This is a genomic window from Pseudomonas sp. F01002 (assembly GCF_004402115.1).
In the GTDB taxonomy this organism is placed as follows: domain Bacteria; phylum Pseudomonadota; class Gammaproteobacteria; order Pseudomonadales; family Pseudomonadaceae; genus Aquipseudomonas; species Aquipseudomonas frigoris.
Genome location: NZ_SOPU01000032.1, coordinates 48,690 through 74,042, shown reverse-complemented (window position 1 = coordinate 74,042; position 25,353 = coordinate 48,690). Strand labels below are relative to the sequence as shown.

Here is a 25,353-nt window from a genome sequence, read left to right as displayed (position 1 = left end):
ATAATCGAGCCCATAAAAAAGGAGCCTCGAAAGGCTCCTTTTTGTACAACCCGATGTGTCAGTCAAACACGCCGAAGGTCATGTAGCTGAACCACGAGCGGTCGCTGTTATTGGCTTCGGACTCGTGTTGCTCTTCTTCGATCACGTCGCCATTTTCATCTTTAGGCTTGAGATCGTTCGGAATCGCGTCCTTGGCGTCCTGGAATTGCTTCTGCACGTCCTGGTTGGCGCGGGTTTCGCCCGGCGGCAGCGGTGGACGGGATTCGATCAAGCCCAGGGTCGCCTTGCTCAACCACGACCGGTTGTCGGCTTCGGCCACCGATGGCACAAACTGACCGTCCACCAGGCTTGGGTGTTTCGGGTAGTTGAGTTTCAGGGTTTCGAGGCTGGTGTTGGCGAGTTCGTCCAGGTGCAGACGCTGGTAGGCCTCTGTCATCACCGCCAGGCCGTCACCGACCGAAGGGGTTTCCTGGAAGTTTTCCACCACGTAGCGACCACGGTTCGCGGCGGCGACATAGGCCTGACGCGTCAGGTAGTAGTTGGCAACGTGAATCTCGTAGGCCGCCAGCAGGTTGCGCAGGTAGATCATGCGCTGCTTGGCGTCCGGCGAGTAGCGGCTGTTGGGAAAGCGGCTGGTCAGCTGGGCGAACTCGTTGTAGGAGTCGCGAGCGGCGCCCGGGTCACGCTTGGTCATGTCCAACGGCAGGAAGCGCGACAACAAGCCGACGTCCTGGTCGAAAGAAGTCAGACCCTTGAGGTAATACGCGTAATCCACGTTCGGGTGCTGCGGGTGCAGGCGAATGAAGCGCTCGGCGGCGGACTTCGCAGCTTCAGGCTCGGTGTTCTTGTAGTTGGCGTAGATGAGCTCGAGTTGAGCCTGATCGGCGTAGCGACCGAACGGATAACGCGACTCCAGCGCCTTCAGCTTGGCTGTGGCGGCGGTGTAGCTATTGTTGTCCAGATCGTGCTGAGCCTGCTGGTACAGCTCGACTTCGCTCAGGTTTTCGTCTACGACTTCCTTCGATGAGCAAGCAGCGGTCAATGCGAGGATGGCGATCAGCAGCAGGTGTTTCACTTGCATGGCGGCTTGCGTCCCTATGACGGCCGCTGTCTTGGGCGGGGCCGTCCTGTTATGATGAGCGCCCCGTTGAATAGCCTCGGGGCAAAAGACGCCGTATTTAACCACAAGCGCGCAGCCGAAACCAAAGGCTGTGCCGACGCCTAGTCTGAGCATGTCCGATAAAATTGAACTTCGCGCAGAGGTGCCGTCCGAATTGGGCGGCCAACGCCTCGATCAAGTCGCCGCACAATTATTCGCTGAGCACTCGCGCTCGCGCCTTTCCGCCTGGATCAAAGACGGCCGCCTGACTGTGGATGGGGCGGTTATCCGCCCGCGAGACATCGTTCATGGTGGTGCCATTCTTGAACTCACTGCCGAGCAGGAAGCTCAGGGCGAATGGATCGCTCAAGACATCGAGCTGGACATCGTCTATGAAGATGACGACATCCTGGTGATCAACAAACCCGCGGGTCTGGTGGTGCATCCTGCCGCCGGTCACGCTGATGGCACCTTGCTCAACGCCTTGCTGCACCACGTGCCGGACATCATCAATGTACCCCGCGCCGGTATCGTGCATCGTCTGGACAAGGACACCACCGGTCTGATGGTGGTGGCCAAGACCATTCAGGCGCAAACACAGCTTGTCACGCAATTGCAGAGCCGCAGCGTAAGCCGGATCTACGAGTGCATCGTGATCGGTGTGGTGACTGCCGGCGGCAAGATCAACGCGCCGATCGGTCGTCATGGTCAGCAACGCCAGCGCATGGCCGTGATGGAAGGTGGCAAGCAAGCCGTCAGTCATTACCGCGTGCTCGAGCGTTTCCGTTCCCACACTCACGTGCGGGTGAAGCTGGAAACCGGTCGTACGCACCAGATTCGTGTGCATATGGCTCACATCAACTTCCCGTTGGTCGGAGATCCTGCCTACGGCGGTCGTTTCCGCATTCCGCCGGCAGCCAGTGTGACCATGATCGAATCGTTGAAGGCGTTCCCGCGTCAGGCGCTGCATGCGCGGTTCCTGGAGCTGGATCACCCGACCACCGGTAAACGCATGAGCTGGGAATCGCCACTGCCGGACGATTTCGTCTGGTTGCTGACGCTGCTCAAGCAAGATCGTGAGGCGTTCATCGGATGAGTGACTGGCTGATACCCGACTGGCCTGCGCCTGCCGGGGTGAAAGCCTGCGTTACCACCCGTGCGGGCGGCGTCAGTCTGGCGCCGTTCGACAGCCTCAACCTCGGCGATCACGTCGATGACAGCCCCGAAGCTGTTGCCGAAAACCGCCGTCGCCTCACCGATCATTTCTCTATTCAACCGGCCTGGTTAAAGCAGGTTCACGGCATTGCCGTGGCCCACGCAGACCCAAGCCTTACGGCCACTGCCGATGCCAGCTGGACGGCAACGCCCGGTATTGCCTGTACGGCGATGACCGCGGATTGCCTGCCTGCATTGTTTTGCGACCGTGCAGGCACTCGCGTCGCGGCGGCCCATGCCGGTTGGCGCGGGTTGGCGGCGGGTGTGCTGGAAGCGACTCTAGACACGCTGGCCGTGCCACCAGAAGAAGTGCTGGTCTGGCTCGGCCCGGCCATAGGCCCGCAAGCCTTTGAAGTCGGCCCTGAAGTGCGCGAAACCTTCGTCGAGCAATTGCCCGAAGCCGCCAAAGCCTTTGTGCCGAGTGCCAATGCTGGCAAATTCATGGCTGACATCTACGAGCTGGCGCGTTTGCGCCTGGCCGCTCGCGGTGTCACCGCTGTTTATGGTGGCGGTTTCTGCACCGTGAACGATCCACGCTTCTTTTCTTACCGCCGCAGCCCACGCACTGGTCGGTTTGCCTCTCTTATCTGGCTCGAACGTTAAACTTCTCTGATCTACATCAACTGTACGACGCTTGAAACTCCCAGAATCGACCGCATCTATAACGGTATCTGGCAGGTTTCTTCATTCAGGATGTTTTATAGGTCCGGCCTGCTCAAAAGGAAGGTGACCCATGCGTATAGACCGTTTAACCAGCAAGTTGCAGTTAGCCTTGTCCGACGCCCAATCCCTGGCCGTCGGCCTCGATCATCCGGGCATTGAACCGGCGCACTTGATGCAAGCCATGCTTGAACAGCAGGGTGGTTCGATCAAACCCCTGTTGATGCAGGTTGGCTTTGACGTCAACAGCCTGCGTAAAGAGCTGACCAAAGAGCTCGACCAACTACCAAAAATCCAGAACCCGACCGGCGACGTCAACATGTCGCAGGATTTGGCGCGCCTGCTCAATCAGGCCGATCGTCTGGCCCAGCAGAAGGGTGACCAGTTCATCTCCAGCGAGCTGGTGTTGCTCGCCGCCATGGACGAGAACAGCAAGCTCGGCAAATTGTTGCTCGGCCAGGGCGTCAGCAAGAAAGCCCTGGAAAACGCGATCAACAACCTGCGCGGTGGTGAGGCTGTCAATGACGCCAACCACGAAGAGTCGCGTCAGGCGCTGGATAAATACACCGTCGACCTGACCAAGCGTGCCGAAGAAGGCAAGCTCGATCCGGTGATCGGCCGTGACGACGAAATTCGCCGGACCATTCAGGTCCTGCAACGCCGCACCAAGAACAACCCGGTGCTGATCGGTGAGCCTGGCGTGGGTAAAACTGCCATCGCCGAGGGCCTGGCCCAGCGCATCATCAACGGCGAAGTGCCGGATGGATTGAAAGGCAAGCGTCTGCTGTCCCTGGACATGGGGTCGCTGATTGCCGGTGCCAAGTACCGTGGCGAGTTCGAAGAGCGCCTCAAATCCCTGCTCAACGAACTGTCGAAGCAGGAAGGACAGATCATTCTGTTCATCGACGAACTGCACACCATGGTCGGCGCCGGTAAAGGCGAAGGCTCGATGGACGCGGGCAACATGCTCAAACCCGCCCTGGCTCGTGGTGAGTTGCACTGCGTCGGCGCGACCACGCTCAACGAGTACCGCCAATATATAGAGAAGGATGCGGCCCTCGAACGGCGCTTCCAGAAAGTGCTGGTGGACGAGCCGAGCGAAGAAGACACCATCGCGATTCTGCGTGGCCTGAAAGAGCGTTACGAGGTTCACCACAAAGTGGCGATCACCGACGGTGCGATCATCGCTGCGGCCAAGCTCAGTCATCGCTACATCACTGACCGTCAGCTGCCGGACAAAGCCATCGACCTGATCGACGAAGCCGCCAGCCGCATCCGCATGGAGATCGACTCCAAGCCCGAAGTGCTCGATCGTCTGGAACGTCGTCTGATTCAGCTGAAGGTGGAATCCCAGGCGCTGAAGAAAGAAAGCGACGAAGCCGCGATAAAACGTCTGGAAAAACTCCAGGAAGAAATTGTTCGCCTCGAGCGTGAATACTCGGACCTGGAGGAGATCTGGAACGCGGAAAAAGCCGAAGTTCAGGGTTCTGCGCAGATCCAGCAGAAAATCGAACAGTCCCGTCAGGAACTGGAAGCTGCCCGCCGCAAAGGCGACTTGAACCGCATGGCCGAGTTGCAGTACGGGATCATCCCGGACCTGGAGCGCAGCCTGCAAATGGTCGACCAGCACGGCAAAACTGAAAACCAGTTGCTGCGCAGCAAGGTGACTGAAGAAGAGATCGCTGAAGTCGTGTCCAAGTGGACCGGCATTCCGGTGTCGAAAATGCTCGAAGGCGAGCGCGACAAGCTGATGAAGATGGAAAGCCTGTTGCACCAACGTGTGATCGGCCAGGACGAAGCGGTGATTGCCGTTTCCAACGCCGTGCGGCGGTCCCGCGCCGGTTTGTCCGATCCTAATCGCCCGAGCGGCTCGTTCATGTTCCTCGGCCCTACCGGTGTCGGTAAAACCGAGCTGTGCAAGGCGCTGGCCGAGTTCCTCTTTGATACGGAAGAGGCGATGGTGCGGATCGACATGTCCGAATTCATGGAAAAACATTCCGTGGCTCGCCTGATCGGCGCGCCACCAGGCTACGTAGGCTATGAAGAGGGCGGTTACCTGACCGAGGCAGTGCGTCGCAAGCCTTATTCGGTGATCCTCCTGGACGAGGTCGAGAAGGCCCACCCGGACGTTTTCAACATCTTGCTGCAAGTGCTGGAAGATGGCCGACTGACCGACAGTCATGGCCGCACGGTGGATTTCAAAAATACCGTGATTGTCATGACCTCCAACCTGGGCTCGGTGCAGATCCAGGAACTGGTCGGTGATCGTGAGGCGCAGCGTGCGGCGGTGATGGATGCGATTTCCACGCACTTCCGGCCGGAGTTCATCAACCGGGTCGATGAAGTGGTGATCTTCGAGCCGTTGGCTCGGGATCAGATCGCGGGCATTACCGAGATCCAGTTGGGTCGCCTGCGCAGTCGCCTGACCGAGCGCGAGCTGAAGCTTGATCTCAGCCCTGAGGCCATGGATAAGCTGATCGCGGTGGGTTACGACCCGGTTTACGGCGCTCGGCCGCTCAAACGAGCAATTCAGCGCTGGATCGAGAACCCGCTGGCGCAGCTGATTCTGTCCGGTCGTTTCATGCCGGGCGATACCGCCAAGGGTGTCGTGGAAAATGACGAAATCGTCTTCGTCTGATCCCTGGCGGCAGTAAAAGAGAGGAGGCCTCGCATTGCGAGGCCTTTTTTTCGCCAGGCTGTTGAACTGAAAGGAAAAGGCTTGTAAAGTGCGCCCCGCAGTAAGTCGCCCTGAAGGGTTTCTGCTCCCCAAGCAGGAATCTGAAATAAGTTGCAAATCATTAACTTGAAAGCAATTTAGGGGGTTGACAGAGGTGCTTAAGATTGTAGAATAGCGCGCCTCAGACACACGAACGCAGCGATGCGAACGGGTCGAAGAGGTGAAGCAAGCTTCACAGTTGTAAATTGAAATATCAGTAGTAATTGAAATATGTAGTTCCGTGATAGCTCAGTCGGTAGAGCAAATGACTGTTAATCATNNNNTGGGTCCCAGGTTCGAGTCCTGGTCACGGAGCCAATTTCAAGCCGGGGTATAGCGCAGTCCGGTAGCGCGCCTGCTTTGGGAGCAGGATGTCAGGAGTTCGAATCCCCTTACCCCGACCATTTTTGGGTCGTTAGCTCAGTTGGTAGAGCAGTTGGCTTTTAACCAATTGGTCGTAGGTTCGAATCCCACACGACCCACCATTTTTGAAACCAGTTAACGCTGGGATCAGATCTTAAGATCAGAGGCCAAAAGCACTGATCGAAGAAGGCGACTTTTTAAAGGTCGCCTTTTTATTANCCGGGGTATAGCGCAGTCCGGTAGCGCGCCTGCTTTGGGAGCAGGATGTCAGGAGTTCGAATCCCCTTACCCCGACCATACTAAAAATCCTCGTATCGAAAGATACGGGGATTTTTTTTGTCTTCGATTTTTTGTCTTCGAGAAATAACACTTCAGTCATCGTACAACGTGCCGATAACGAGGCGACGGGGTACTGCCGAAACAACGCCCCTTATCCAAGCCACTACAAGAAAAGGGCGTTCGTTATGGTGCTTCGTCAGTTAAATATCGCTCCTCGGGCAGCCTTGGGGTTCGCCCTGATAGCCGTATTGGTCGCTTTGCTCGGGATTTTTGCCCTGGGGCAGATGTCGAGCATTCGCGACAGCGAGGTGGCGGTGGAGAAACAATGGCTGCCGAGCATTCGCGGTGGTGACGAGATCCGCGAAATCATGCTGCGCATTCGTACCATTTCCCTGCGCATGGCCCTGGATCAGGATCCGAAGAACATTCCTGTCTACCGTGGCCAGATGGACACTCGCGACAAAGAGTTGAGCCAGAAGATTGCGGCTTATGATCAGTTGGTCAACACCGCAGAAGGCAAGGCCTTGTATGACCAGTTCAAAACCACCTTCGCGGCTTATCGCTCCGGCATTGCTCAATCGTTCTCCCTGGCCGAACAGGGTCGCCGTGACGAACTGACCAAACTGCTGCTGATCGACATGAAAACCGTGGTCGATGGATCCGGCAAACAGCTTACAGACCTGGCGGATCTGTTCGCCAAACAAGTCGCCGCCGAGAGCCAGAAATCCGCAGCGCATTACGAAACTTCGCGGATGATCGTCAGCCTGTTCATCGCATTGGCGGCGTTGGCCACCGTCGGCCTGGCCATGCTGCTGACCCGCAGCATCGTCAAACCGTTGAGCGAAGCATTGCATGCCGCGGAAAACGTGGCACGAGGCGACCTGACTCGCCCTATCGAAACCCATGGCAACGATGAAGTGAGTCGCTTGCTCAAGGCGTTGGCGACCATGCAGCGCAACCTGCGTGAAACCTTGCAAGGTATCAGCGGCTCGGCGGCGCAATTGGCGACAGCGGCTGACGAGTTGAATGCGGTCACGCTCGACAGCACGCAGAACCTGCAACAGCAGAACAACGAGATCGAACAAGCGGCGACGGCTGTCACTGAAATGACCACCGCGGTGGAGGAGGTCGCTCGCAACGCGGTGTCTACCTCCGATGCCACGCGCCAATCCAGTGAGTCCGCGCACGCGGGCCAGGAGCGGGTCAGCGAAACAGTCACCGCCATCGGCGCCCTGGCCAGCGATGTGCAGATCACGGGCGGATTGGTGCAGTCCCTGGCCAACCAGTCTCAGGACATCGGCAAGGTGCTGGATGTGATTCGTGCGATTGCCGAGCAAACCAACTTGCTGGCGCTCAACGCTGCCATTGAAGCGGCGCGCGCCGGGGAAAGCGGTCGCGGTTTCGCAGTGGTTGCCGATGAAGTCCGCGCGCTGGCGTATCGCACGCAGCAATCGACTCAGGAAATCGAGCAAATGGTTCAGGGCATGCGCAACGGCTCAACTCAGGCGCTGGATTCCATGCAGGCCAGCTCAACCCGTGCGGCCAGCACATTGGCCCTGGCCGAGCGAGCGGGCGAAGCGTTGCAGACCATCACCGCGTCGGTCCATCAGATCCACGAGCGCAATCTGGTGATCGCCAGCGCTGCCGAAGAACAGGCGCAGGTGGCACGTGAAGTCGACCGTAACCTTGTGAATATTCGTGACCTTTCGGTGCGATCTGCTGCCGGGGCGGATCAGACCAGCGCGTCCAGCCATGAGCTGTCTCAGCTGGCCAATGCCTTGCAGGGCATGGTGCGGCGCTTCCAGCTTTAAATGTTCCAGACACAAGAAAGCCGCGCTTCTCGACGGAAAAGCGCGGCTTGGTTCTCGGAAACTTAGGCGCCGTCTTGGTCTTTCAGGTGCTCGAACAAACCTTTTGGCATTTTCTTGCCATTGGCTTCGAAGTTGGCTTTCACGTTGTCGTAAGCCTCTTGCTCGTCGATGAAGCCGTCATGGTTGGTGTCGATCTTGTCGAAATTGGACTTCGGCGCGACTTTCTGGAATTCGGCACGGGAGACCTTGCCATCGCCATCCGTGTCGGTTTTTGCCATCGAAGCATCGCCACACTTGCCTTCGCCACATTTACCTTCAGGGGTTTTCACAACCTGTTCGGCCGAGGCCAGCAGGTAGCCCTGAGTCAGAGGTTGCGAGGCGAACACAGAGCCGGACAACATCATGCCACCGGCCAAAACAGCGCCGAGCAAACCGATAGTGTTTTTGGTGGTACGGGACATTTCAATACTCCTGGGTTGCACGACACAACCGTTCGATAAAGGACGCCACGTAAGTGCGGCGATAACCGTAGCTGGCGGGGAGCCTTGCTTGGGTGTGGCCATTTAGCGGGCGTGGTGTATCGCTACTGTGTCGCGCAAGGGGGGAGTTTGTAAGCGAAGGGGTGAAACGGCGGGGGGAGATACAGTGAGACACAGATCTAAGAGTCGATGCAGAACAAAATGTGGGAGCGGGCTTGCTCGCGAAAGCGGTGAGTCAGGCAACATTTACGTCGACTGACACGCCCTCTTCGCGAGCAAGCCCGCTCCCACACTAGACCGAGTTAGTGCAGCTTCAACCGCGGCTCAGTCCCGCGCCCGATCTTGCTCCCCAACATCAACATCGCCGTACGAAACGCGCCATACAGCGCCATCTGGTGCATGCGATACAGCGACACGTAAAACATCCGCGCCAGCCAGCCTTCAAGCATCACGCTGCCGGTGAGGTTGCCCATCAAGTTACCCACAGCCGAAAAACGCGACAGCGAGATCAGCGAGCCGTAGTCGGTGTATTTGTACGCAGGCAGAGGCTTGCCTTCGATCCGCAGTTTCAGCGATTTGGCCAGCAACGAAGCTTGCTGATGCGCAGCCTGGGCGCGCGGCGGTACATTGCGATCGGTGCCCGGTTGCGGGCAGGCCGCGCAGTCACCGAAGGCGAAGATGTTCTCGTCGCGGGTGGTTTGCAGGGTCGGCAGTACTTGCAGCTGATTGATCCGGTTGGTCTCCAGGCCATCGATGTCCTTGAGAAAACCCGGTGCGCGAATCCCGGCGGCCCAGACTTTCAGGCTGGCGTTGATGACTTTGCCATCGGCGGTAATCAGGCTGTCGGCTGTCACTTCACTGACGGCGGCATTGGTCATGACGTTGACCCCGAGTTTCTCCAGGGTTTTATGCACAGGCCCGCCGATACGTTCCGGCAGGGCCGGCAGCACCCGTGGCCCGGCTTCGATCAGGGTGATGTGCATGTTTTCCGGTTTGATCCGGTCAAGACCATAGGCGGCCAATTCATGCGCGGCGTTGTGCAATTCGGCGGCCAGTTCAACCCCGGTGGCACCGGCGCCGACGATGGCGACGCTGATCTGCTCGACCTTGTCGGTTTGCCCGGCATGGGCGCGCAGGTAGTGGTTGAGCAATTGCTGGTGGAAACGCTCGGCCTGTTTGCGGGTGTCGAGGAACAGGCAGTGTTGCGCCGCGCCCTGGGTGCCGAAATCGTTGGTGGTGCTGCCGACCGCGATCACCAGCGAGTCGTAACCCACTTCGCGCGCCGGGACCAGTTCAATGCCGGCTTCGTCGTAGGTGGCGGCCAGCTGGATTTTTTTCGCCGCGCGATCAAGCCCGCTCATGCGCCCCAACTGGAACTCGAAGTGGTTCCATTTCGCCTGGGCAACATAGTTGAGTTCGTCTTCGGAAGAGTTCAGCGACCCGGCCGCCACTTCGTGCAACAGCGGTTTCCAGATGTGGGTCAGGTTCGCGTCGACCAACATCACACTGGCCGTGCCGCGCTTGCCCAGAGTCTTACCCAGACGGGTAGCCAACTCCAGACCGCCGGCGCCGCCGCCAACGATGACAATACGATGAGTCATGGGGATATCTCGCAAGGCTAAAAGAAATCGGTGCAATTACCCGAGCGAGCGCGATGCTGCTCATAGCGTCAGGTAACTGATAAGTCGGCTCAACAGGCCTAAACCAATGGTCACTGCCAACACCACCACCAGGAGCATCCACGGCCGGAAAGGCCGGCGCTCGACTCGGTGCTGGGACAGTTGCAGGTACTCTTCGACATGCTTTTGGTCGTCGGGGTTCAGGCGGCTGGTCATATTGGGCCTCGTCAGGGGTAGACGTTGCTAAATGTGTAGAAGCTACAAGGAGGCTGCGGTTGTAACACGTTAGCCCACATTGAACGGAGCATAGCCGCTGGCAGGAATGGGCTCGACGCTCACCGTATCGTCGAGGCGAATGATTCCACTTTGTAACATTAGTTACCCCAAGCAGAAGTCCTGATTATTTCTCCAAATCGACCCAAACACGCATAAATTTTTTTTTCGAGATGGGGCCGAGCCGGTCAAACGTCCCGGGTATTGGCGCAGCACCATTTCTACTCGTACAGCGTCGAGCCAGACCGCTCGATCTGCTGTGCATAGCCTGTTTTTGAATGCGAACACGCAATGATCGGGTTCGGTGTCGACGATCTCTAGCGGATAAACCCAATGAGAATTACCCGCCTCCCAAGGCGTCGCCTGAACCCGGGGGCGACCGTCCTGGCGGCAGAGAGAGGATTTCGATGCCCATGACGCTTTCCTTAAGAAACAGGATGCCAGCCTGAGTTGTCGGCAGAGCCGCGACTATCAAGCATCGCGCTCAACCACGCGCCGGTGGCAATCTGCAGGGGTCAATACCTTGCCCGCTCTGGAACGGACCCTGATGGTCTCGACCGGCTCCGACAGGTCGCTGTCCAGCAGCACCGAATAACTCTCGCCCTTGCTGTAGAGGAAGCGCTCACCCCACTGGCGCATGCTGACCACTATGGGAAACACGGAGCGCCCCATCTCGGTTAAAACATACTCCTTGTAGGCACTGCCGTCGGACGCCGGTTGGACTTCGAATACGCCCAACTCGACCAACATTTTGAGTTTGACCGTAAGGATGTTTTTGGCAAGGCCGAGACGCTTCTGGAATTCACTGAAGCGGCGAACGTCATCGAAAGCGTCGCGAATGATCATCAACACCCAGCGATCTCCGATAGCTTCGAGAGTCCGGGCCACAGGGCATTCGCTCTGTGCCAGTAGCTTTTGTCTGGCCATGACTCTCCAACCTTCCGGGGCAGATTGTTTATGAAAAAGTTCTAACGTCAGACGAAAATACTTTGAAATATCTAGTTGTATTTTAGAACCAGGTTTGCTAAAAAATCAACGCACCGGTTTTCTTTCAAAACCACATACTTCCAAGGATGGAGTGATGACGCTGAACCCCCAAAAACCTTTGAAAATGGACTTCGAAGCCGAAAAATCAGCAGGCGGAGCCACTACCCTGCTACCTCAGGGGCGTGCAGCCACCACCCTCAGCCATTACCAGACACTTCTCTTCGCTATCACCTGCGCTATGGCCGTGGCCAATGTCTATTTCGCACAACCGCTGCTTGAGTCCATGGCCGCCAGCCTGTCGGTTCCGCCCAGCACTATCGGAGTGGTGGTCACTGCTACTCAGGCCGGATACGCGGTGGGGCTGCTTTTCATAGTCCCTCTGGGCGATCTGCTGAACCGCAAGAAACTCATCCTGGCGCAGATGCTGATGTCGGCCGTAGCCTTGTGCGCAGTAGGACTGGCCCAAGGTTGGGGCATGCTGCTCGGCGCGATGGTGCTGGTCGGTCTGATGGCCGTCGTGGTTCAAGTGGTGGTCGCCTACGCTGCCACACTGGCGAGCCCGGACCAGCGAGGCCAAGCCATCGGAACGGTGACCAGTGGCGTAGTGCTGGGCATTCTGCTCGCCCGCTTCGTCTCTGGCGCGATGGCTGACCTGGCCGGATGGCGAGGCGTCTACTTCATGTCGGCAGCCTTGATGGTTGGCATGGCGTTGGTGCTGTACCGAACCATGCCGGCGTCGACAACGCCGCCAGCCAAAGGCAGCTACTGGCAGTTACTGCGTTCGGTCTTCCAGTTGTATCTGACAGAACACACGCTGCGCGTTAGAGGCACCTTTGCCCTGCTCATATTCGCCGCATTCAGTGTGTTGTGGACCGCAATGGTACTGCCGCTAAGCGCGCCCCCGCTGTCGCTGTCACATACCCAGATTGGCCTGTTCGGTCTGGCCGGAGTGGCTGGCGCGCTGGCCGCAGCGCGGGCCGGGCGACTGGCCGACCAAGGGCTCGGCAATCGCACGACAGGCGTTGCTCTGGCGCTATTGACCTTGTCCTGGCTGCCAACCGCGTTTGTTGAAAGTTCATTACTGGCCATGGTGGTGGGCGTAGTACTGCTGGACTTTGCCGTGCAAGCGGTGCATGTGACCAATCAGAGCCTGATCTTCGCGGCGCGGCCCGATGCGCAAAGCCGTCTGGTGGGCGCGTATATGTGTTTCTACTCAGTGGGTAGCGGTTTGGGCGCAATAGCTGCCACTTACACTTATGCTCACTTTGGCTGGGTGGCCGTTTGCCTGTTGGGTGCTGCCATCAGTGGGATAGCCCTGCTGTATTGGTTGTATCTGGAACTGACCTCCCGATAGGATCTGTCCTTGTGTATCGAAGATTTTCAGGTCGAAGAATATATCAGTGGCCCCATCCGCCATTTCGACGGCCTGGTACTGAACGGCCGGATCCTCACCATGCTTTCCAGCCAATACGTAGGAACATGTCTGGACTACATGGAGCGCGGCCATCCTCTCGGCTCCTGGCACTTGGAGACCTCCGCGCAGATGCAAGCATGGGTCGGCGCCGCGCTGGAAGCGGTGCAGATCCGCAATGGCGCGTTCCATCTGGAAGCAATCATGGATGGTGACGAACCGGTGTTCCTTGAGGTGGGTAACCGGGTTGGAGGCGCAGATGTGGTAGCGACCTATGAGCTGGCCACCGGCATCCACATGCCGTCGCTGGAGTTGCGCATCCACGTTGAGGGCGAGCTGGATATCGCGCATCTGACTGAGCGGCAGCCAAACCTGGGCTTCGGCTGGTTTGTATTCCCCGGGCACACCCACCGAGAGCGGATCTATTACGGCCTGGACGGCGCAGACGAACTGCGGGCAAGCCCATTCGTCGTGCAATGGAACGAACTGCAACCGGGCGCGCTGCTGCCGGAGCACGTGACTTATTCGGCCTTCGAGGCACCCCTGGCAGGCATCGTCAAGACTGCAGAACCGCAACAGACCCAGGCCTGGATGCAAGCGCTGTTTTCCCGAGTGAGCCTCGCCGAAAACCTGACGTCCGTAGCGTGACAAAGCCCAACATCATTAAGGCAACTCATCAATGAAACCACTACACGTAGTGTTGGCTGTACTGATCACGGCAATCTGGGGTGTCAATTTCTCGGTGATCAAACTGGGGCTGGCAACCGTAGATCCGTTCATCCTGGCGGGCATCCGCTTCAGTCTCTGTGCGTTACCGGCGATCTTCTTCATCCGCAAGCCCGATGTGCCGTGGCGCTACATCATCGGTTACGGACTGGTGTTCGGCATTGGTCTGTGGGGCGTGGTAAACCTGGGCATCAAGGCCGGACTCTCGGCAGGGATCGCCTCGCTGGTGCTGCAGTTCAGCGCGTTCTTCACGATCCTGCTGGGCGGGTGGGTGTTCAAGGAAGCACTGACACGCTTTCAGCTGCTGGGCATGCTGATCGCACTCGCCGGGCTCCTGTGCATCATCATGATCAGCGATGGCTCGGTCAGCCTGCCAGGCGTGCTTCTGGTGCTGGTTGGCGCGGCCTCATGGAGCGTCGCCAATATCATCAACAAGAAGGCCAGCACCAAGGATGTCTTTGGTTTTCTGGTCTGGTCCAGCGCCTTCGCGCCGATCCCGTTGTTCGCCCTCGATTACGCGGTTAATGGCAGCGCCGGCTATACCACGTTCGTCAATCAGGTAGACACGACCGCCGTGCTGTCGATTCTGTTTCAGGTCTACCCCAATACCCTGTTCGCCTACTGGATATGGAACTCGCTGCTCAAGACCTACCCGGTCTCGACGGTAGCACCACTGTCGTTGCTGGTGCCGATCTTCGGCATGCTCGGTTCTGTTTTCGTATTCAACGAAAGTGTGCCGCTGAGCAAAGTACTGGCGGTGGTTCTGATTGTGCTCGGCCTGGCCGTAGGCCTCTATGGGCAGCGTATTTTCAATGCTGTGTTCGCGCATCCTGCGCGTACTTCAATATGAATCGACAGGGAGTTGGTATGAGTCTGGGAAGACGTGATTTCATGGGTGCGGCTGTTGGAGCGACTCTGATCGGAGGCTGCATGATCGCAGGCGTGGCTGGCGCACAGGTGGGCAATGTGCCTGTTCAGGATGACTCTGTAGCGACACTGGACCCCAACGACTGGGCATCCGTGCGTGCGCAGTTCAAACTGTCTCCGGAGTTTGTGCACATTTCCAACTTCTTTCTTGCCTCCAACCCGAAGCCCGTGCGCGATGCGATGGCCCGCCACCGGCAGGCATTCGATGAAAACCCCTACACCTACCTGGAAGACAATATGTTCGCCAGACCCGAGGAGATGGTCTGGCGCAAGGTCTGCGCAACAGCAGCAGACTATACCGGCGGACGGGCCGAGGACATCGCACTGACGACCAGTACCACGCAGGGCCTGGCGATGGTCTACAACGGTCTCAAACTGACACCCGACCAGGAAATCCTGACGACCAACCACGAGTGGTACACCCACGATGAGGCCATGCGCCTGGCTGTCGTCAAATGGGGCGGGAGCCTGAGAAGAATTGACCTTTACGAACGGCCCGAGGATGTCAGTGTTGACGCAATCGTCGCCCGCATTGAAGCAGCCATCAGGCCCTCGACCCGGATCCTGGCAATGACCTGGAGCGGGGTGCGTTTACCGGTGCAGGAGATAGGTGCACTCGTGGCGCGAGTCAATCAGGATCGCTCCGAGGCAGACAGAATCATCTATGTGATCGACGGTGTGCACGGCTTCGGCTGTTCCGAGGCCCAGGTCGCCAGCCTGGGTTGCGACTTTTTCAGCGCAGGGACGCACAAGTGGATCCTTGGTCCGCACGGTACGGGCCTGGTCTGGGCCCGTGAAGGTCAGTGGGCGCAGATCACGCCGACCATTCCCACCATCATGGCAGCCGAGCCCGCTAATGCCTGGCGCCAACAGCGCGACCCTCAGGGAGACACACAGGGTGCCTGGGTCAGTCCCGGAGGCTTCCTGGCGTTCGAAAACCAATGGGGCGTGATCGAAGCGTTCGAGTTCGTCAAGCAGATCGGCCGCAAGCGCATTGCTGACCGCGTCGCTGAACTCAATGGACAGCTGAAGGAAGGATTGTCGAAGCTGCCCAATGTGCACCTGCATACGCCCCAGTCTGCGCAGTTCTCCGCCGGAATCGTCTGCTGTGATGTAAAAGGCTGGGCCCCCAAAGATGTGGTGGCCAGGCTAAAGGCGCAGAAGATCATCGCCAGTGCCACACCCTACCGCCATTCGACAGTACGGTTCTCCGCCGGGATCATCAACACGCCGGAAGACATCGACAAGACCCTCAGGGTGATGCGCACTCTAGCCTGACACCCAGCCCGGATCGACGCCAGCCTCATGCACTTGCACAACTGTGGCGCAGTCGCTGGCGTCAGGAATTCAATTGAAGAATGGCCGCGTACTCAAGGGCAAGGATCGATTACATGAATGAAAAACAAGTCGTCATGAAAAGCACTTCAAAAGAGCTGACTATGTTCCTGGTCTGCTCGACGGTTTATCGACTGTTTTCCGGCGCGCTGCTGGTCTCGTTGACGTGGACCATACTCAATCAGAACGAAGGCGATTACCTGCCGTTGGCGCTGGCGATTTTCTGCTCGTTTATACCGGCCTTTGTCACGCCAGTAATGATCAAGCGCCTGTCGAGCCGAATGAACGGCCGCCAGATGAGCAGCTGGTTTCTGATGTGTCTGACCGGCCTCAGCCTGGTTTCGGGAGCATCCAGAGACTTTACCATCGGCCTGCTGATCATCAATCTGTTTGTCTGGCTGATGATCATGCTGCTCGAAGCCAGCCTGGATATGTGGTTCACCCAGATTCAACGTGGCATGGACGAAACGATGGTACGCCGGATCAGCGGGGCAACCACCGCCACCAGCCAGGCGGCCCTGATGATCGGCCCTTTGCTGGCGGCGGGCTTGATGCCGATTCTGACCGGTGTTGGGTTCTCCATTTTGCTGTGCGCCGGCTTCTTGTTGGTCGCAGCCATTTGCTACACGCGTGACAGTCTACCGGTGGCGGCGCAGGAGGCTGGCGAAGTAGCGGCTTCAGCCAAGCTTCCGCTAGCGCTGTTTGTGCCGATGGTACTTATCTGGCCAATCCTCGGGGCGTTCAACTTTATGTTGCCCGTCTATGTGTCGAGCCACGGCTGGGCGCTGTTTGAACTGGGTGTGCTCGATGCGGTGTTCGGCATGGGCATGGCGCTGATCGGGGTGCTGGTCATCATTGCCAATACCGGTCGTAACCTGTTGGCTTATCTGTCAGCCCTGATTGCGCTGGCGGTGATTTCCACGTCAATGTGGTTGCTGATGCCAGACACACTGATACTGAAAGCACTGAGCCTGTTGATTCTCGGTATGGCTTTCGGCGGCGCGCGGGTGCATATCCGTGTCGCCATCGCCTGCCGCTACAGCGAGGCCGCTGTGGGCTTGTATGTCAGCCGGGCGAATGCCCTGGCCACGCCGGTGCTGCTGTTGATCCTCAGCCTGCAATTGGCAATGATCGAGAACGCCTGGCTGCTTCCGTTCCTGCTGGTCACATTGACCGTCGTTCTGTTGTTGCAGACATCGGCGACCCGCTTTGCCCGAGGGCATACGCGCGTCGAAGCAGTGGGTGCCTGAAAAGTCGCCCTGCATTTCACTTAACAGCTTCGGCAGTCAGTAAAGGCATCCCGCGCCTGGAAGATCGTCTGCAAACGCGACCCGTTTGCGGCACTTCGGCAATCAGTTCCTGCAATGGACTCACAGGCTGATCCCGACATCGAAAACAATGCTGCGACCCAGGTTGCTGCGCAGGAAATCCGGTGCGTCCGGGTGCGCAAACAGCACACGGGCGAAGGTCGGACCGACCAGCGACAACGAGCGCCAGCCCTGGCGCAGGTATTCGGTCGGCGGCGGGAAATGGCTGTTGAGGTCCAGCACTTCGCGCTTGAGGCTGGCGAAGGCGATGATGTCAAGTTCGCCCAGGTCCATGCCGCGTTCTTTGTAGTTGTGCGCTTTTTTGCGCAAGGTCGGCGCCAGTCTCAGCAAGAATTCATTCGCCGGAATGCGCCGGGGCTTGGCCTCGCGGCGCACCAGCGAACTCAGAGAAAACGCGCTGCGCCGGCGTTGCAGCTCATCGCGCCATTCATCGTTGAGGCGCCGACCTTCATCGAGTACGAAAAACACTTCGAAACTGGCGTCACGAAACAGCACGTCCGGTGGCTCCCCGGCCGGGGCGAATTCGTCGGCGCGATAGGGAATGTTCAGGCCTTGCAGCAGGCGCTGACAGACCCAACGCTCACGCTCCCATTTGCGGGCATTGGACAGGAACGCGTTGGCTTGCTCGGCCGCGATGGTCAGCAGGCGTAAATAATCTGAGTCATCCATAAGCCCAAGCTTAGCGTTCAAATGCGACAAGCTGAAAGCTTTGCATCGACACGAGGTCGTTATGGTCCAGCGGGCTTCATCGGCGTCCGGGCGCTTGCGGCGCTTCTTTGATCATTGTTGCCTGATGTTTCCCCGCCAGTGTCCGGTTTGTCCTTTTCTGTATCTTCTCCGGGAGGACAGTTCTGGAGGTTTTATGAAAACAACAGGAGCAACCCAAATCATCACGGGATACTTTCAGTTTCCTGTGGCATTCAAAAGGCCTGAGTTCAATTGCCAAACAATTGCTGACGGCCTCAAGGATGCTGATTTTGATCTACTCGTGCTGCCTGAAATGTGTACGACGGGTTATCTCTTCGATTCAAAAGAAGAGCTTTTGCCTTTTGCCGATTGTGCTCAAACGGGAGCGTTTGCCGGTTTTTTGCAAGACTTGTCAGCGCAGAAGCAGGCGACATTAGTTGCCGGCATGGTCGAACGCGATGGTGAGAATCTTTACAACACAGCCATTGTGGTGAGTCGAGGCAAGTGGCTGGGTAAACAACGCAAGTGCCATATCACAGACCTGGAGAAGAAACTCTTCGAGGAAGGTGACCGCTGGCAATGCTTTGATGATGGCAAGATTCGCTTTGGGGTTCTGATCTGTTTTGATCTATGGCTTCCTGAGGCCGCTCGATTGCTCGCTCTGGACGGCGCGAAACTCTATTGCTGCCCGGTCAACTATGGCGGCCCATGGACCGGCGATATCATGCGAGTCCGCGCGATGGAGAACGGCCTGCCGCTCGTTTCCTGCAATAGAACAGGCGTCGAATCGGGGCTGCAAATGGACGCTCGCTTTTGTGGAGAAAGTCAGATCATAGATGCCGCCGGAAACAAGCTCGTTCAATCCCGGCAAGAAACCAGCCTTGAATTGACCCAACTGTCTATCGGCCCCAAGGGAGAAGCTCAAGGTAATGTCATGTGCAGCGATCTTTTAAAAGAGGCTCGACGTTACACGCTCTCAGGACCTGTATATCGGTAGCGCGCTCCAGGTCACGGCGACGGGGTATGCGAAGGGGGCGGCCTCGACTGATCGCGAAAATGTTCGCTGTACCGGCCATGCGCGATTATGCCTATCGAGTGATGCTTGACCGTGATGGTCGCGTGGCGCCGCGCTATCCCGGGCCTGTGGATAAAGTGCTGTGGCTGCAGCTCAAGGACGGTCAATTGGTGGCTCAGCACGAATACGCCACGGCTGCGCAATTGCGTGAGGCGCTGGAGAAGGCCCTGCCCTGATTGGTGCAGAGTGCCTGTGACCGCAGACGCTGACATCTGAGTCATCCATCAGCCCGCGCTTAGCGTTCAAATGTGATCGCAATGAAGGCAGTTCATCGGAGAGGTTCCGATCTGCCGGATCTGCGGCGCGCCATGCCCGCGACAATCCTCATCCCACGCCCGGTTCAGGGCATTGCACAAAACGGATAGCGATCTGCGCAAAGCGGATATTGCCCCGTGCCTGTCGCCTCTACCCTCGGCTGTACGGACGTAAGCCGCTTTACCGACGCTCTAAAAATAACAACAAGAGATAAATGCCATGCGCAAGATCGACGTACATGAGGTTATCGACAACGCACGATTCAACCGCTTTCACTGGATGGTGCTGTTCTGGTGTGCCCTGATCATCATTTTCGACGGTTACGATTTGGTGATCTACGGCGTGGTGCTGCCGATGCTGATGAAAGAGTGGGGGCTCAGTCCTCTGCAAGCCGGCGCACTGGGCAGTTATGCACTGTTCGGGATGATGTTCGGCGCGCTGTTCTTCGGCCCGCTGTCGGACAAGATCGGCCGCAAAAAAGCCATCACGATCTGCGTGATGCTCTTCAGCGGTTTTACCGTACTCAATGGTTTTGCCCGCAACCCCACCGAATTTGGCCTCTGCCGATTCATTGCCGGGCTTGGCATTGGCGGGGTGATGCCCAACGTCGTGGCGCTGATGAACGAGTACGCGCCGAAGAAAATCCGCAGCACGCTGGTGGCGATCATGTTCAGCGGCTACTCGGTGGGTGGCATGCTTTCGGCGGGGCTCGGTATCGTGCTGATCCCGAGTTTTGGCTGGCAATCAGTGTTTTACGTGGCGGTGCTGCCGTTGCTGTTGTTGCCGTTGATCATGTACTTCCTGCCCGAGTCGGTGGGTTTCATGCTGCGCCAGGGGCGCAATGAAGAGGCGCGCAACATCCTGCAGCGGATTGCCCCGGCGTATGTCTCGCAAACCAGCGATCAACTGCACATGAGCGAAGTGAAGGGCACTGGCACCCCGGTGTTGCAACTGTTTCGCGAAGGTCGTGCGCTGCGCACGCTGATGTTGTGGCTGGCGTTTTTCTGCTGCTTGCTGATGGTCTACGCCTTGAGTTCGTGGCTGCCAAAATTGATGGCCAACGCCGGTTACAGCCTGGGCTCGAGTCTGTCGTTCCTGCTGGTGCTCAACTTCGGTGCCATTTTCGGCGCGGTCGGCGGCGGTGTGCTGGGAGACAAGCTCAACCTGCCGCGGGTGTTGGCGGTGTTCTTCGCCGTGGCTGCGGTGTCGATCACCTTGCTGGGTTTCAACAGCCCGATGCCGCTGTTGTACTTGCTGATCGCCATCGCCGGCGCCACCACCATCGGCTCACAGATTCTGTTGTACGCCTGCGCCGCGCAGTTCTACTCCATGACCATTCGCTCCACCGGTTTGGGTTGGGCGTCGGGCATCGGGCGCAACGGTGCCATCGTCGGACCGCTGCTGGGCGGTGCGCTACTCGGGATCAGCCTGCCGCTGCAACTTAACTTCATGGCCTTTGCCTTGCCCGGCGCGGTGGCCGCGATTGCCATGACCGTATTCGCCATCAGCAGTCGGCGCAGTGCTAAACAAGCGCTGTCGGGCCTGCGCCACGGTTCGCCCGACGGGGCTGTGGGCGACGTTTCATGAGAGCGTTCGTCCGGGACTTTTCCCTGTCTGCGGCAGTCGCCGGGTTTATCGCCACGGTGATTTCCTATGCAGGCCCTTTGGTGATCATCTTTCAGGCCGCCGAGACCGCGCACCTCTCGCGGGAGGTGCTGTCGTCATGGATCTGGGCGATTTCCATCGGCAGCGCCGTACTTGGCATCGGTCTGAGCCTGCGTTACCGCGTCCCGGTGATCATCGCGTGGTCGGCGCCGGGGTCAGCGTTGCTGGTGGCGCTGTTGCCGGGAATCTCCATGCCGGAAGCGGTGGGTGCCTATCTGGTCAGCAGCCTGATTGTTTTTCTGGTCGGGGTGTCGGGGGCGTTTGACCGGATCATCAGCAAACTTCCCGCGGCCATTGCGGCAGCGATGCTGGCGGGGATTCTGTTCAGCTTCGGCACCGGGTTATTCGTCTCGTTGCAGGGCAAGCCGCTGCTGGTGCTGGCGATGTTCGTCACGTACCTGATCTGCAAACGGCTGATGCCGCGGTATGCGGTGTTGATGGTGCTGCTGGTGGGCTGCTCGATGGCTTTTCTCGCCGGTGATTTGCACAGCGAGGCGTTGGTGATCGGGTTGGCCACGCCGGTGTGGATCACGCCCGCCTTCAGCCTGAGCGCGACGCTGAATATCGCCTTGCCGCTGGTGATGGTGGCGCTGACCGGCCAGTTCGTTCCCGGCATGGCGGTGCTGCGCGCCAGCGGTTACGCAACACCGGCCGGCCCGATCATCGCCAGCAGTGCGGTGGGCACGGCGTTGTTGGCACCGTTCGGTTGCCATGGGCTGAATCTGGCAGCCATCACCGCGGCGATTTGTACCGGGCGCGAGGCCCATGAAGATCCCGGCAAACGCTATGTGGCCGGGGTTGTGGGCGGGCTGTGTTACCTGGTGCTGGGTATTTTCGGCGCGACCCTGGTTTCACTGTTTTCGGCGTTCCCCAAAGAACTGATCGCAGCCCTGGCCGGGCTGGCGCTGTTCGCCGCGATTGCCGGGGCCTTGGCCGGCGCAATGGCCGTGCCGGGTGATCGCGAAGCCGCGTTGGTGACTTTTCTGACCACCGCGTCGGGCATGTCGTTGTTGGGTTTGTCCGCCGCCTTTTGGGGGCTGATTTTCGGCATGGTCACCCACGTGTTGTTAAACGCCCGTCGTCCCGTTCCCCGCCGCGAATCCGCTGCGGCTGAAGCACTTCAACCTGTCGATCAATAAAAATAAGAGAAAAAACGATGAAACAGATTCTTCCAGCAACCGGTTCAGTGTTGTCCATGGCTGTCGTCTCGAGTTTCTCCGCCGGTGCGATGGCGGCCGAGAGTGGCTTCATCGAAGACACCACCGCCACCTTGCAAGCACGCAATTACTACTTCAGCCGGGACTTTTCCGACATCGTCGGGGCCAACCAACAATCGAAGGCCGAAGAGTGGGCGCAGGGCTTCATCCTCAACGTCAAATCCGGTTATACCCAGGGCCCGGTCGGTTTTGGTGTGGATGTCATTGGCCTGCTCGGCCTCAAACTCGACAGCAGCCCGGACCGGGTCAATACCGGTTTGCTGCCGGTGCAGGGTGATGGGCGCGCGGCGAATGATTACAGCCGACTGGAAGGCGCGTTGAAGGTGCGTTTCTCCAAAACCGAACTGAAGGTGGGCGAACTGCAACCCAACCTGCCGGTGCTGGCCTTCAGCGATATCCGTTTGCTGCCGCCCAGCTATCAGGGTGCGAGCATCACCTCAAACGAGATCAATGGCCTGACCTTGCAAGGTGGCCACTTGAGTTCCACCAGCCTGCGCAACGAGGCTGGCGACGAAAAGATGCAAGCCATGCTCGGTCATGTACCGCAGCGTCAGGTCAGCAGTGATGGCTTCAACTTTGCCGGCGCCGATTACGTTTTCAACGATAAACGCAGTTCGGTCAGCGCCTGGTTCGGGCAACTGGAAGATATCTACAACCAGCGTTTTCTCGGCCTCAAGCACAGCGAGCCACTTGGTAACTGGATACTGGGCGCCAACCTCGGGTATTACGATTCGCGCGAAGACGGCAAAAAGCTGTTGGGTAACATCGACAACCAGGCGTTCTTCTCCTTGCTGTCGGCCAAGCGCGGCGGTCACACATTCTATGTCGGCTATCAGGGCATGTTTGGCGACAGCGCCTTCCCCCGAGTGTTTGCCAACATCAGCCCACTGGGTAACGAGGTGCCGACCTACGAGTTCGCCTTCACCGATGAGCGCTCCTGGCAGGCGCGTTACGACTACGATTTCGCGGCCCTCGGCGTGCCGGGGCTGACCAGCACCGTGCGCTACATCACCGGCAACAATGTCGATACCGGCAAGGGGTTTGAAGGCAAGGACCGCGAGCGTGACCTCGATCTCGGCTATGTGCTGCAGAGCGGCAGCCTCAAAGGCCTAGGGATCCGCGTGCGCAACGCGATGGCCCGTTCCAACTACCGCAGTGATATCGACGAAAACCGCCTGATCCTCAGCTACACATGGACGCTGCTATGAACCCTGAAAAAGAACAGCCACCGCACAAAATCGGCTTGCAGGTCACGCTGGAGCAATTGACCGAGTCCGTGCTGCAAACCGAGGAAGACATGCGCTTTGCCAATCAACTGGCGCGTACGGCAGGTGAACGGGTGAAGGCGAGTGCGCTGAGCATGCAGGCTTCGGCCAGTGTGCTGGAAGATCTGAACCTCTCCATGCAGCGCCTGGATCAAGTGTTCGACGAGCTCGGCAGTCAGTCGATGCGCATCGGCGCGATTGTCGGCAGCATCCAGGACATTTCTCGTCAGACCAACCTGTTGGCGTTGAACGCAGCCATTGAGGCGGCGAGGGCGGGCAGCCATGGCCGAGGGTTTGCGGTGGTGGCCGATGAGGTGCGCAATCTCTCGCGTCAGGCGGCGGACTCCAGTGCGCAGATCCGGCAAATCGCTACGGGGCTGGAACAGTCCGCTGAACAGGCACGCCAAGGTCTTCAGCAGTTGTCCGGCTCTACACGTCTGGGCCTGGAAAAGGCCGGAGTGGCCCTGCAGTCGATGGGCGAACTGCAAAGTGGTGCGGTTGCCAGGGTCGAGGTGGTCGAACGCATCATGGCGCGCCTGGCCGGCCTGCATGATCTGGCCTTGCAGGCGAAACGAATGATCGTGTGAGTCGTGCGGTGCCAGTGATTACAGGTTGCTCGTGCAATCACCCATGACCTCGTACGTCACGCGATGGGTCTGGCCTTGATGATCGACATACTCCATGGTCGCAGGCACAACCCCGCAGGCGGTCGCGGTGTCCGACACTGAAACGACCTTGGCGATGTCCAGCGGCTGTGCCGGGTTGTACGAGGTAGCGGCGGGCTCGTTGCCGGCGGCCATGGCCGAGGTGGCGACAACGGTCAGAAACAGGCTGATCAGGGTTTTCATTTTTCCGTGCTCCGTGTTGATTCCGATACCTGAATTCTAGTCTTTGCCCACGACCGATAAAGGGGCCAGCGCCTGATGCAGTCTTACATGAAACGTAACAGTCACCGCCCCTGGAGGGCTTATGGATCTGCTCAATAACTTGCGGGTGTTCGTCCGCGTGGTGGACTGCGCAAGTTTTACCGCCGCCGCCGATGCGCTGGACCTGTCGACCGCGCAAGTGTCGCGGCTGGTGGCTGATCTGGAGCAGCATGTGCAAGCACGCTTGCTGCAACGCACCACGCGGCGATTGAGCTTGACCGAGGCCGGTGAGCGCTTCCTGGTGCGCAGTCGGCAAATACTCGAAGAAATGGAGGTGGCAACGGCAGAGGCCCGCGGCGCCCATCTCAAACCGAGTGGACGGCTGCGGGTTCACAGCATGAATGGCCTGGGTGTGCTGATCACGCCATTGATCGCCCGTTACAGCGAGCTTTACCCTGATGTGGTGTTCGAGCTGACGCTGTCACAGCGCAATCCCGATCCGCTGGAGGAAGGGCACGATGTGGTGATTTCGATTGCCCATGAACTGGCCGATTCGCAATTGGTCGCCCAGGCCATCGGGCAGATTTACAGCGTGCCCTGCGCCTCCCCGCAATACCTGCAACGGCATGGCGTGCCGCACACACCAATGGCGCTGAACGATCATCGGTGCCTGCGCATGCTCGACCCGTTGTACAGCGATGAATGGGTGTTCCAGGACGAAGAGGGCGAGCATGCCGTCAGCCCGGCCCAAACCTTTCAGTGCAACGTCGCCGAGTCGATGGTCAAGGCGTCGGAGGCCGGTATGGGGATCAGCCTGATTCCGTTCTACACCGCGACGCGCCCCTTGAGCGATGGCACCTTGTTGCGCTTGCTGCCGGCCTGGCGCCCCCGTGAGCGCAATGTGTATGCGTTGTACCCGTCGCGGCGATTTCTCGATGCCAAGGTCCGTACCTGGGTGGACTTTCTCAAAGCCGAATTGCCCAAGCTATTCGCTGAACACGAGGCGGTCATGAGCGATCCACGGCATTGGGCCTGAAGTCGAAGGGCGTACGAGGGGCGGTGTAGACTGAGGGCCTATTCTCTTTCGGCAAGACA

At 58.6% G+C, this 25,353-nt stretch carries 22 protein-coding genes, 4 tRNA genes and 3 pseudogenes; 21 read left to right on the top strand and 8 right to left on the bottom strand.

The annotated features are described in order from the left end of the window. Window positions 1-58 precede the first annotated feature (58 nt). Window positions 59-1,081: an outer membrane protein assembly factor BamD gene (locus E3W21_RS25715; RefSeq protein ID WP_129441114.1), complete on the bottom strand. Its 1,023-nt coding sequence runs from the start codon at window positions 1,079-1,081 to the stop codon at window positions 59-61. A gap of 151 nt (window positions 1,082-1,232) precedes the next feature. Here E3W21_RS25715 and rluD point away from each other — a divergent pair, with 151 nt between their 5' ends. The 9 genes and pseudogenes from rluD (at window position 1,233) to E3W21_RS32445 (ending at window position 8,143) form a co-directional block, all read left to right on the top strand. Continuing rightward, a complete protein-coding gene (gene rluD, locus E3W21_RS25710; protein WP_046048807.1) occupies window positions 1,233-2,195 on the top strand; it encodes a 23S rRNA pseudouridine(1911/1915/1917) synthase RluD in 963 nt (320 codons plus the stop codon). Beyond that, window positions 2,192-2,917 (top strand): peptidoglycan editing factor PgeF, encoded by a 726-nt coding sequence (gene pgeF, locus E3W21_RS25705; RefSeq protein ID WP_134422324.1) that lies wholly within the window; start codon window positions 2,192-2,194, stop codon window positions 2,915-2,917. Before rluD ends, pgeF begins: the two co-directional genes overlap by 4 nt. A 130-nt stretch (window positions 2,918-3,047) precedes the next feature. Then, window positions 3,048-5,612 (top strand): ATP-dependent chaperone ClpB, encoded by a 2,565-nt coding sequence (gene clpB / locus E3W21_RS25700; RefSeq protein WP_095130594.1) that lies wholly within the window; start codon window positions 3,048-3,050, stop codon window positions 5,610-5,612. 316 nt (window positions 5,613-5,928) lie between these two features. Further along, window positions 5,929-6,008, top strand: a tRNA-Asn gene (locus E3W21_RS25695). Window positions 6,009-6,017: 9 nt separating this feature from the next. Next, window positions 6,018-6,094, top strand: a tRNA-Pro gene (locus E3W21_RS25690). Between the two features lie 5 nt (window positions 6,095-6,099). After that, window positions 6,100-6,175 (top strand) — tRNA-Lys (locus E3W21_RS25685). A gap of 98 nt (window positions 6,176-6,273) precedes the next feature. Next, a tRNA-Pro gene (locus E3W21_RS25680) sits at window positions 6,274-6,350 on the top strand. A gap of 167 nt (window positions 6,351-6,517) precedes the next feature. Further along, window positions 6,518-7,288, top strand: a pseudogene (locus E3W21_RS32450) (MCP four helix bundle domain-containing protein); the annotation flags it as partial. Continuing rightward, window positions 7,280-8,143 (top strand): methyl-accepting chemotaxis protein, encoded by an 864-nt coding sequence (locus tag E3W21_RS32445; protein ID WP_371927163.1) that lies wholly within the window; start codon window positions 7,280-7,282, stop codon window positions 8,141-8,143. The pseudogene E3W21_RS32450 and the gene E3W21_RS32445, both read left to right, overlap by 9 nt. 62 nt (window positions 8,144-8,205) lie before the next feature. Here the strand turns inward: E3W21_RS32445 and E3W21_RS25670 are convergent, their stop codons facing one another. The 5 genes and pseudogenes from E3W21_RS25670 to E3W21_RS25650 form a co-directional block, all read right to left on the bottom strand. Then, window positions 8,206-8,604, bottom strand: a complete 399-nt coding sequence (locus tag E3W21_RS25670) for an EF-hand domain-containing protein (RefSeq protein ID WP_134422320.1) — start codon at window positions 8,602-8,604, stop codon at window positions 8,206-8,208. A 320-nt stretch (window positions 8,605-8,924) separates the two neighbouring features. After that, complete coding sequence (locus E3W21_RS25665) at window positions 8,925-10,223, bottom strand: NAD(P)/FAD-dependent oxidoreductase (protein WP_129441120.1); 1,299 nt, start codon at window positions 10,221-10,223, stop codon at window positions 8,925-8,927. Window positions 10,224-10,283: 60 nt separating this feature from the next. Beyond that, entirely contained in the window at window positions 10,284-10,457 is a 174-nt protein-coding gene (locus E3W21_RS25660) for a DUF3094 domain-containing protein (protein ID WP_003185543.1), read from the bottom strand. Between the two features lie 69 nt (window positions 10,458-10,526). Continuing rightward, window positions 10,527-10,616 (bottom strand): annotated as a pseudogene (locus E3W21_RS25655) (MOSC domain-containing protein); the annotation flags it as partial. Between the two features lie 369 nt (window positions 10,617-10,985). Next, window positions 10,986-11,441, bottom strand: coding sequence for a helix-turn-helix domain-containing protein (locus E3W21_RS25650; protein WP_134422318.1), 456 nt, complete (start codon window positions 11,439-11,441; stop codon window positions 10,986-10,988). Between the two features lie 154 nt (window positions 11,442-11,595). Between E3W21_RS25650 and E3W21_RS25645 the strand changes: the two genes are divergently transcribed. The 5 genes from E3W21_RS25645 (at window position 11,596) to E3W21_RS25625 (ending at window position 17,150) form a co-directional block, all read left to right on the top strand. Beyond that, window positions 11,596-12,855 carry an MFS transporter gene (locus E3W21_RS25645; protein WP_134422316.1) on the top strand — a complete coding sequence of 420 codons (1,260 nt, stop codon included), beginning with the start codon at window positions 11,596-11,598 and terminating at the stop codon, window positions 12,853-12,855. A gap of 9 nt (window positions 12,856-12,864) precedes the next feature. Next, on the top strand, window positions 12,865-13,560 hold the full coding sequence (locus E3W21_RS25640; protein WP_256661655.1) for a hypothetical protein: 696 nt from the start codon (window positions 12,865-12,867) through the stop codon (window positions 13,558-13,560). 31 nt (window positions 13,561-13,591) lie between these two features. After that, window positions 13,592-14,488, top strand: a complete 897-nt coding sequence (locus E3W21_RS25635) for an EamA family transporter (protein WP_134422314.1) — start codon at window positions 13,592-13,594, stop codon at window positions 14,486-14,488. A gap of 17 nt (window positions 14,489-14,505) precedes the next feature. After that, window positions 14,506-15,843 (top strand): aminotransferase class V-fold PLP-dependent enzyme, encoded by a 1,338-nt coding sequence (locus E3W21_RS25630; protein ID WP_256661654.1) that lies wholly within the window; start codon window positions 14,506-14,508, stop codon window positions 15,841-15,843. A gap of 113 nt (window positions 15,844-15,956) precedes the next feature. Then, window positions 15,957-17,150, top strand: coding sequence for an MFS transporter (locus tag E3W21_RS25625; protein WP_256661653.1), 1,194 nt, complete (start codon window positions 15,957-15,959; stop codon window positions 17,148-17,150). Window positions 17,151-17,270: 120 nt separating this feature from the next. Here E3W21_RS25625 and E3W21_RS25620 read toward each other — a convergent pair whose 3' ends face one another. Continuing rightward, window positions 17,271-17,897: a DUF1780 domain-containing protein gene (locus E3W21_RS25620; protein ID WP_008154887.1), complete on the bottom strand. Its 627-nt coding sequence runs from the start codon at window positions 17,895-17,897 to the stop codon at window positions 17,271-17,273. A gap of 193 nt (window positions 17,898-18,090) precedes the next feature. Between E3W21_RS25620 and E3W21_RS25615 the strand changes: the two genes are divergently transcribed. The 6 genes and pseudogenes from E3W21_RS25615 (at window position 18,091) to E3W21_RS25590 (ending at window position 23,979) form a co-directional block, all read left to right on the top strand. Next, a complete protein-coding gene (locus E3W21_RS25615; protein WP_166793871.1) occupies window positions 18,091-18,912 on the top strand; it encodes a carbon-nitrogen hydrolase family protein in 822 nt (273 codons plus the stop codon). Between the two features lie 41 nt (window positions 18,913-18,953). Next, window positions 18,954-19,166: pseudogene (locus E3W21_RS25610) on the top strand (FAD/FMN-containing dehydrogenase); the annotation flags it as partial. A gap of 298 nt (window positions 19,167-19,464) precedes the next feature. Further along, window positions 19,465-20,832, top strand: coding sequence for an aromatic acid/H+ symport family MFS transporter (locus tag E3W21_RS25605; protein WP_134422310.1), 1,368 nt, complete (start codon window positions 19,465-19,467; stop codon window positions 20,830-20,832). Next, window positions 20,829-22,049: a benzoate/H(+) symporter BenE family transporter gene (locus E3W21_RS25600; protein WP_134422308.1), complete on the top strand. Its 1,221-nt coding sequence runs from the start codon at window positions 20,829-20,831 to the stop codon at window positions 22,047-22,049. Before E3W21_RS25605 ends, E3W21_RS25600 begins: the two co-directional genes overlap by 4 nt. Before the next feature lie 17 nt (window positions 22,050-22,066). Beyond that, entirely contained in the window at window positions 22,067-23,335 is a 1,269-nt protein-coding gene (locus E3W21_RS25595; protein ID WP_134422306.1) for an OprD family porin, read from the top strand. After that, window positions 23,320-23,979 carry a methyl-accepting chemotaxis protein gene (locus E3W21_RS25590; RefSeq protein ID WP_371927159.1) on the top strand — a complete coding sequence of 220 codons (660 nt, stop codon included), beginning with the start codon at window positions 23,320-23,322 and terminating at the stop codon, window positions 23,977-23,979. The genes E3W21_RS25595 and E3W21_RS25590 overlap by 16 nt, the downstream gene beginning before the upstream one ends. A gap of 18 nt (window positions 23,980-23,997) precedes the next feature. Here E3W21_RS25590 and E3W21_RS25585 read toward each other — a convergent pair whose 3' ends face one another. Then, window positions 23,998-24,240, bottom strand: coding sequence for a DUF2790 domain-containing protein (locus tag E3W21_RS25585; protein ID WP_134422302.1), 243 nt, complete (start codon window positions 24,238-24,240; stop codon window positions 23,998-24,000). Between the two features lie 121 nt (window positions 24,241-24,361). Between E3W21_RS25585 and E3W21_RS25580 the strand changes: the two genes are divergently transcribed. After that, entirely contained in the window at window positions 24,362-25,294 is a 933-nt protein-coding gene (locus E3W21_RS25580) for a LysR family transcriptional regulator (RefSeq protein ID WP_134422300.1), read from the top strand. Window positions 25,295-25,353: the final 59 nt, after the last annotated feature.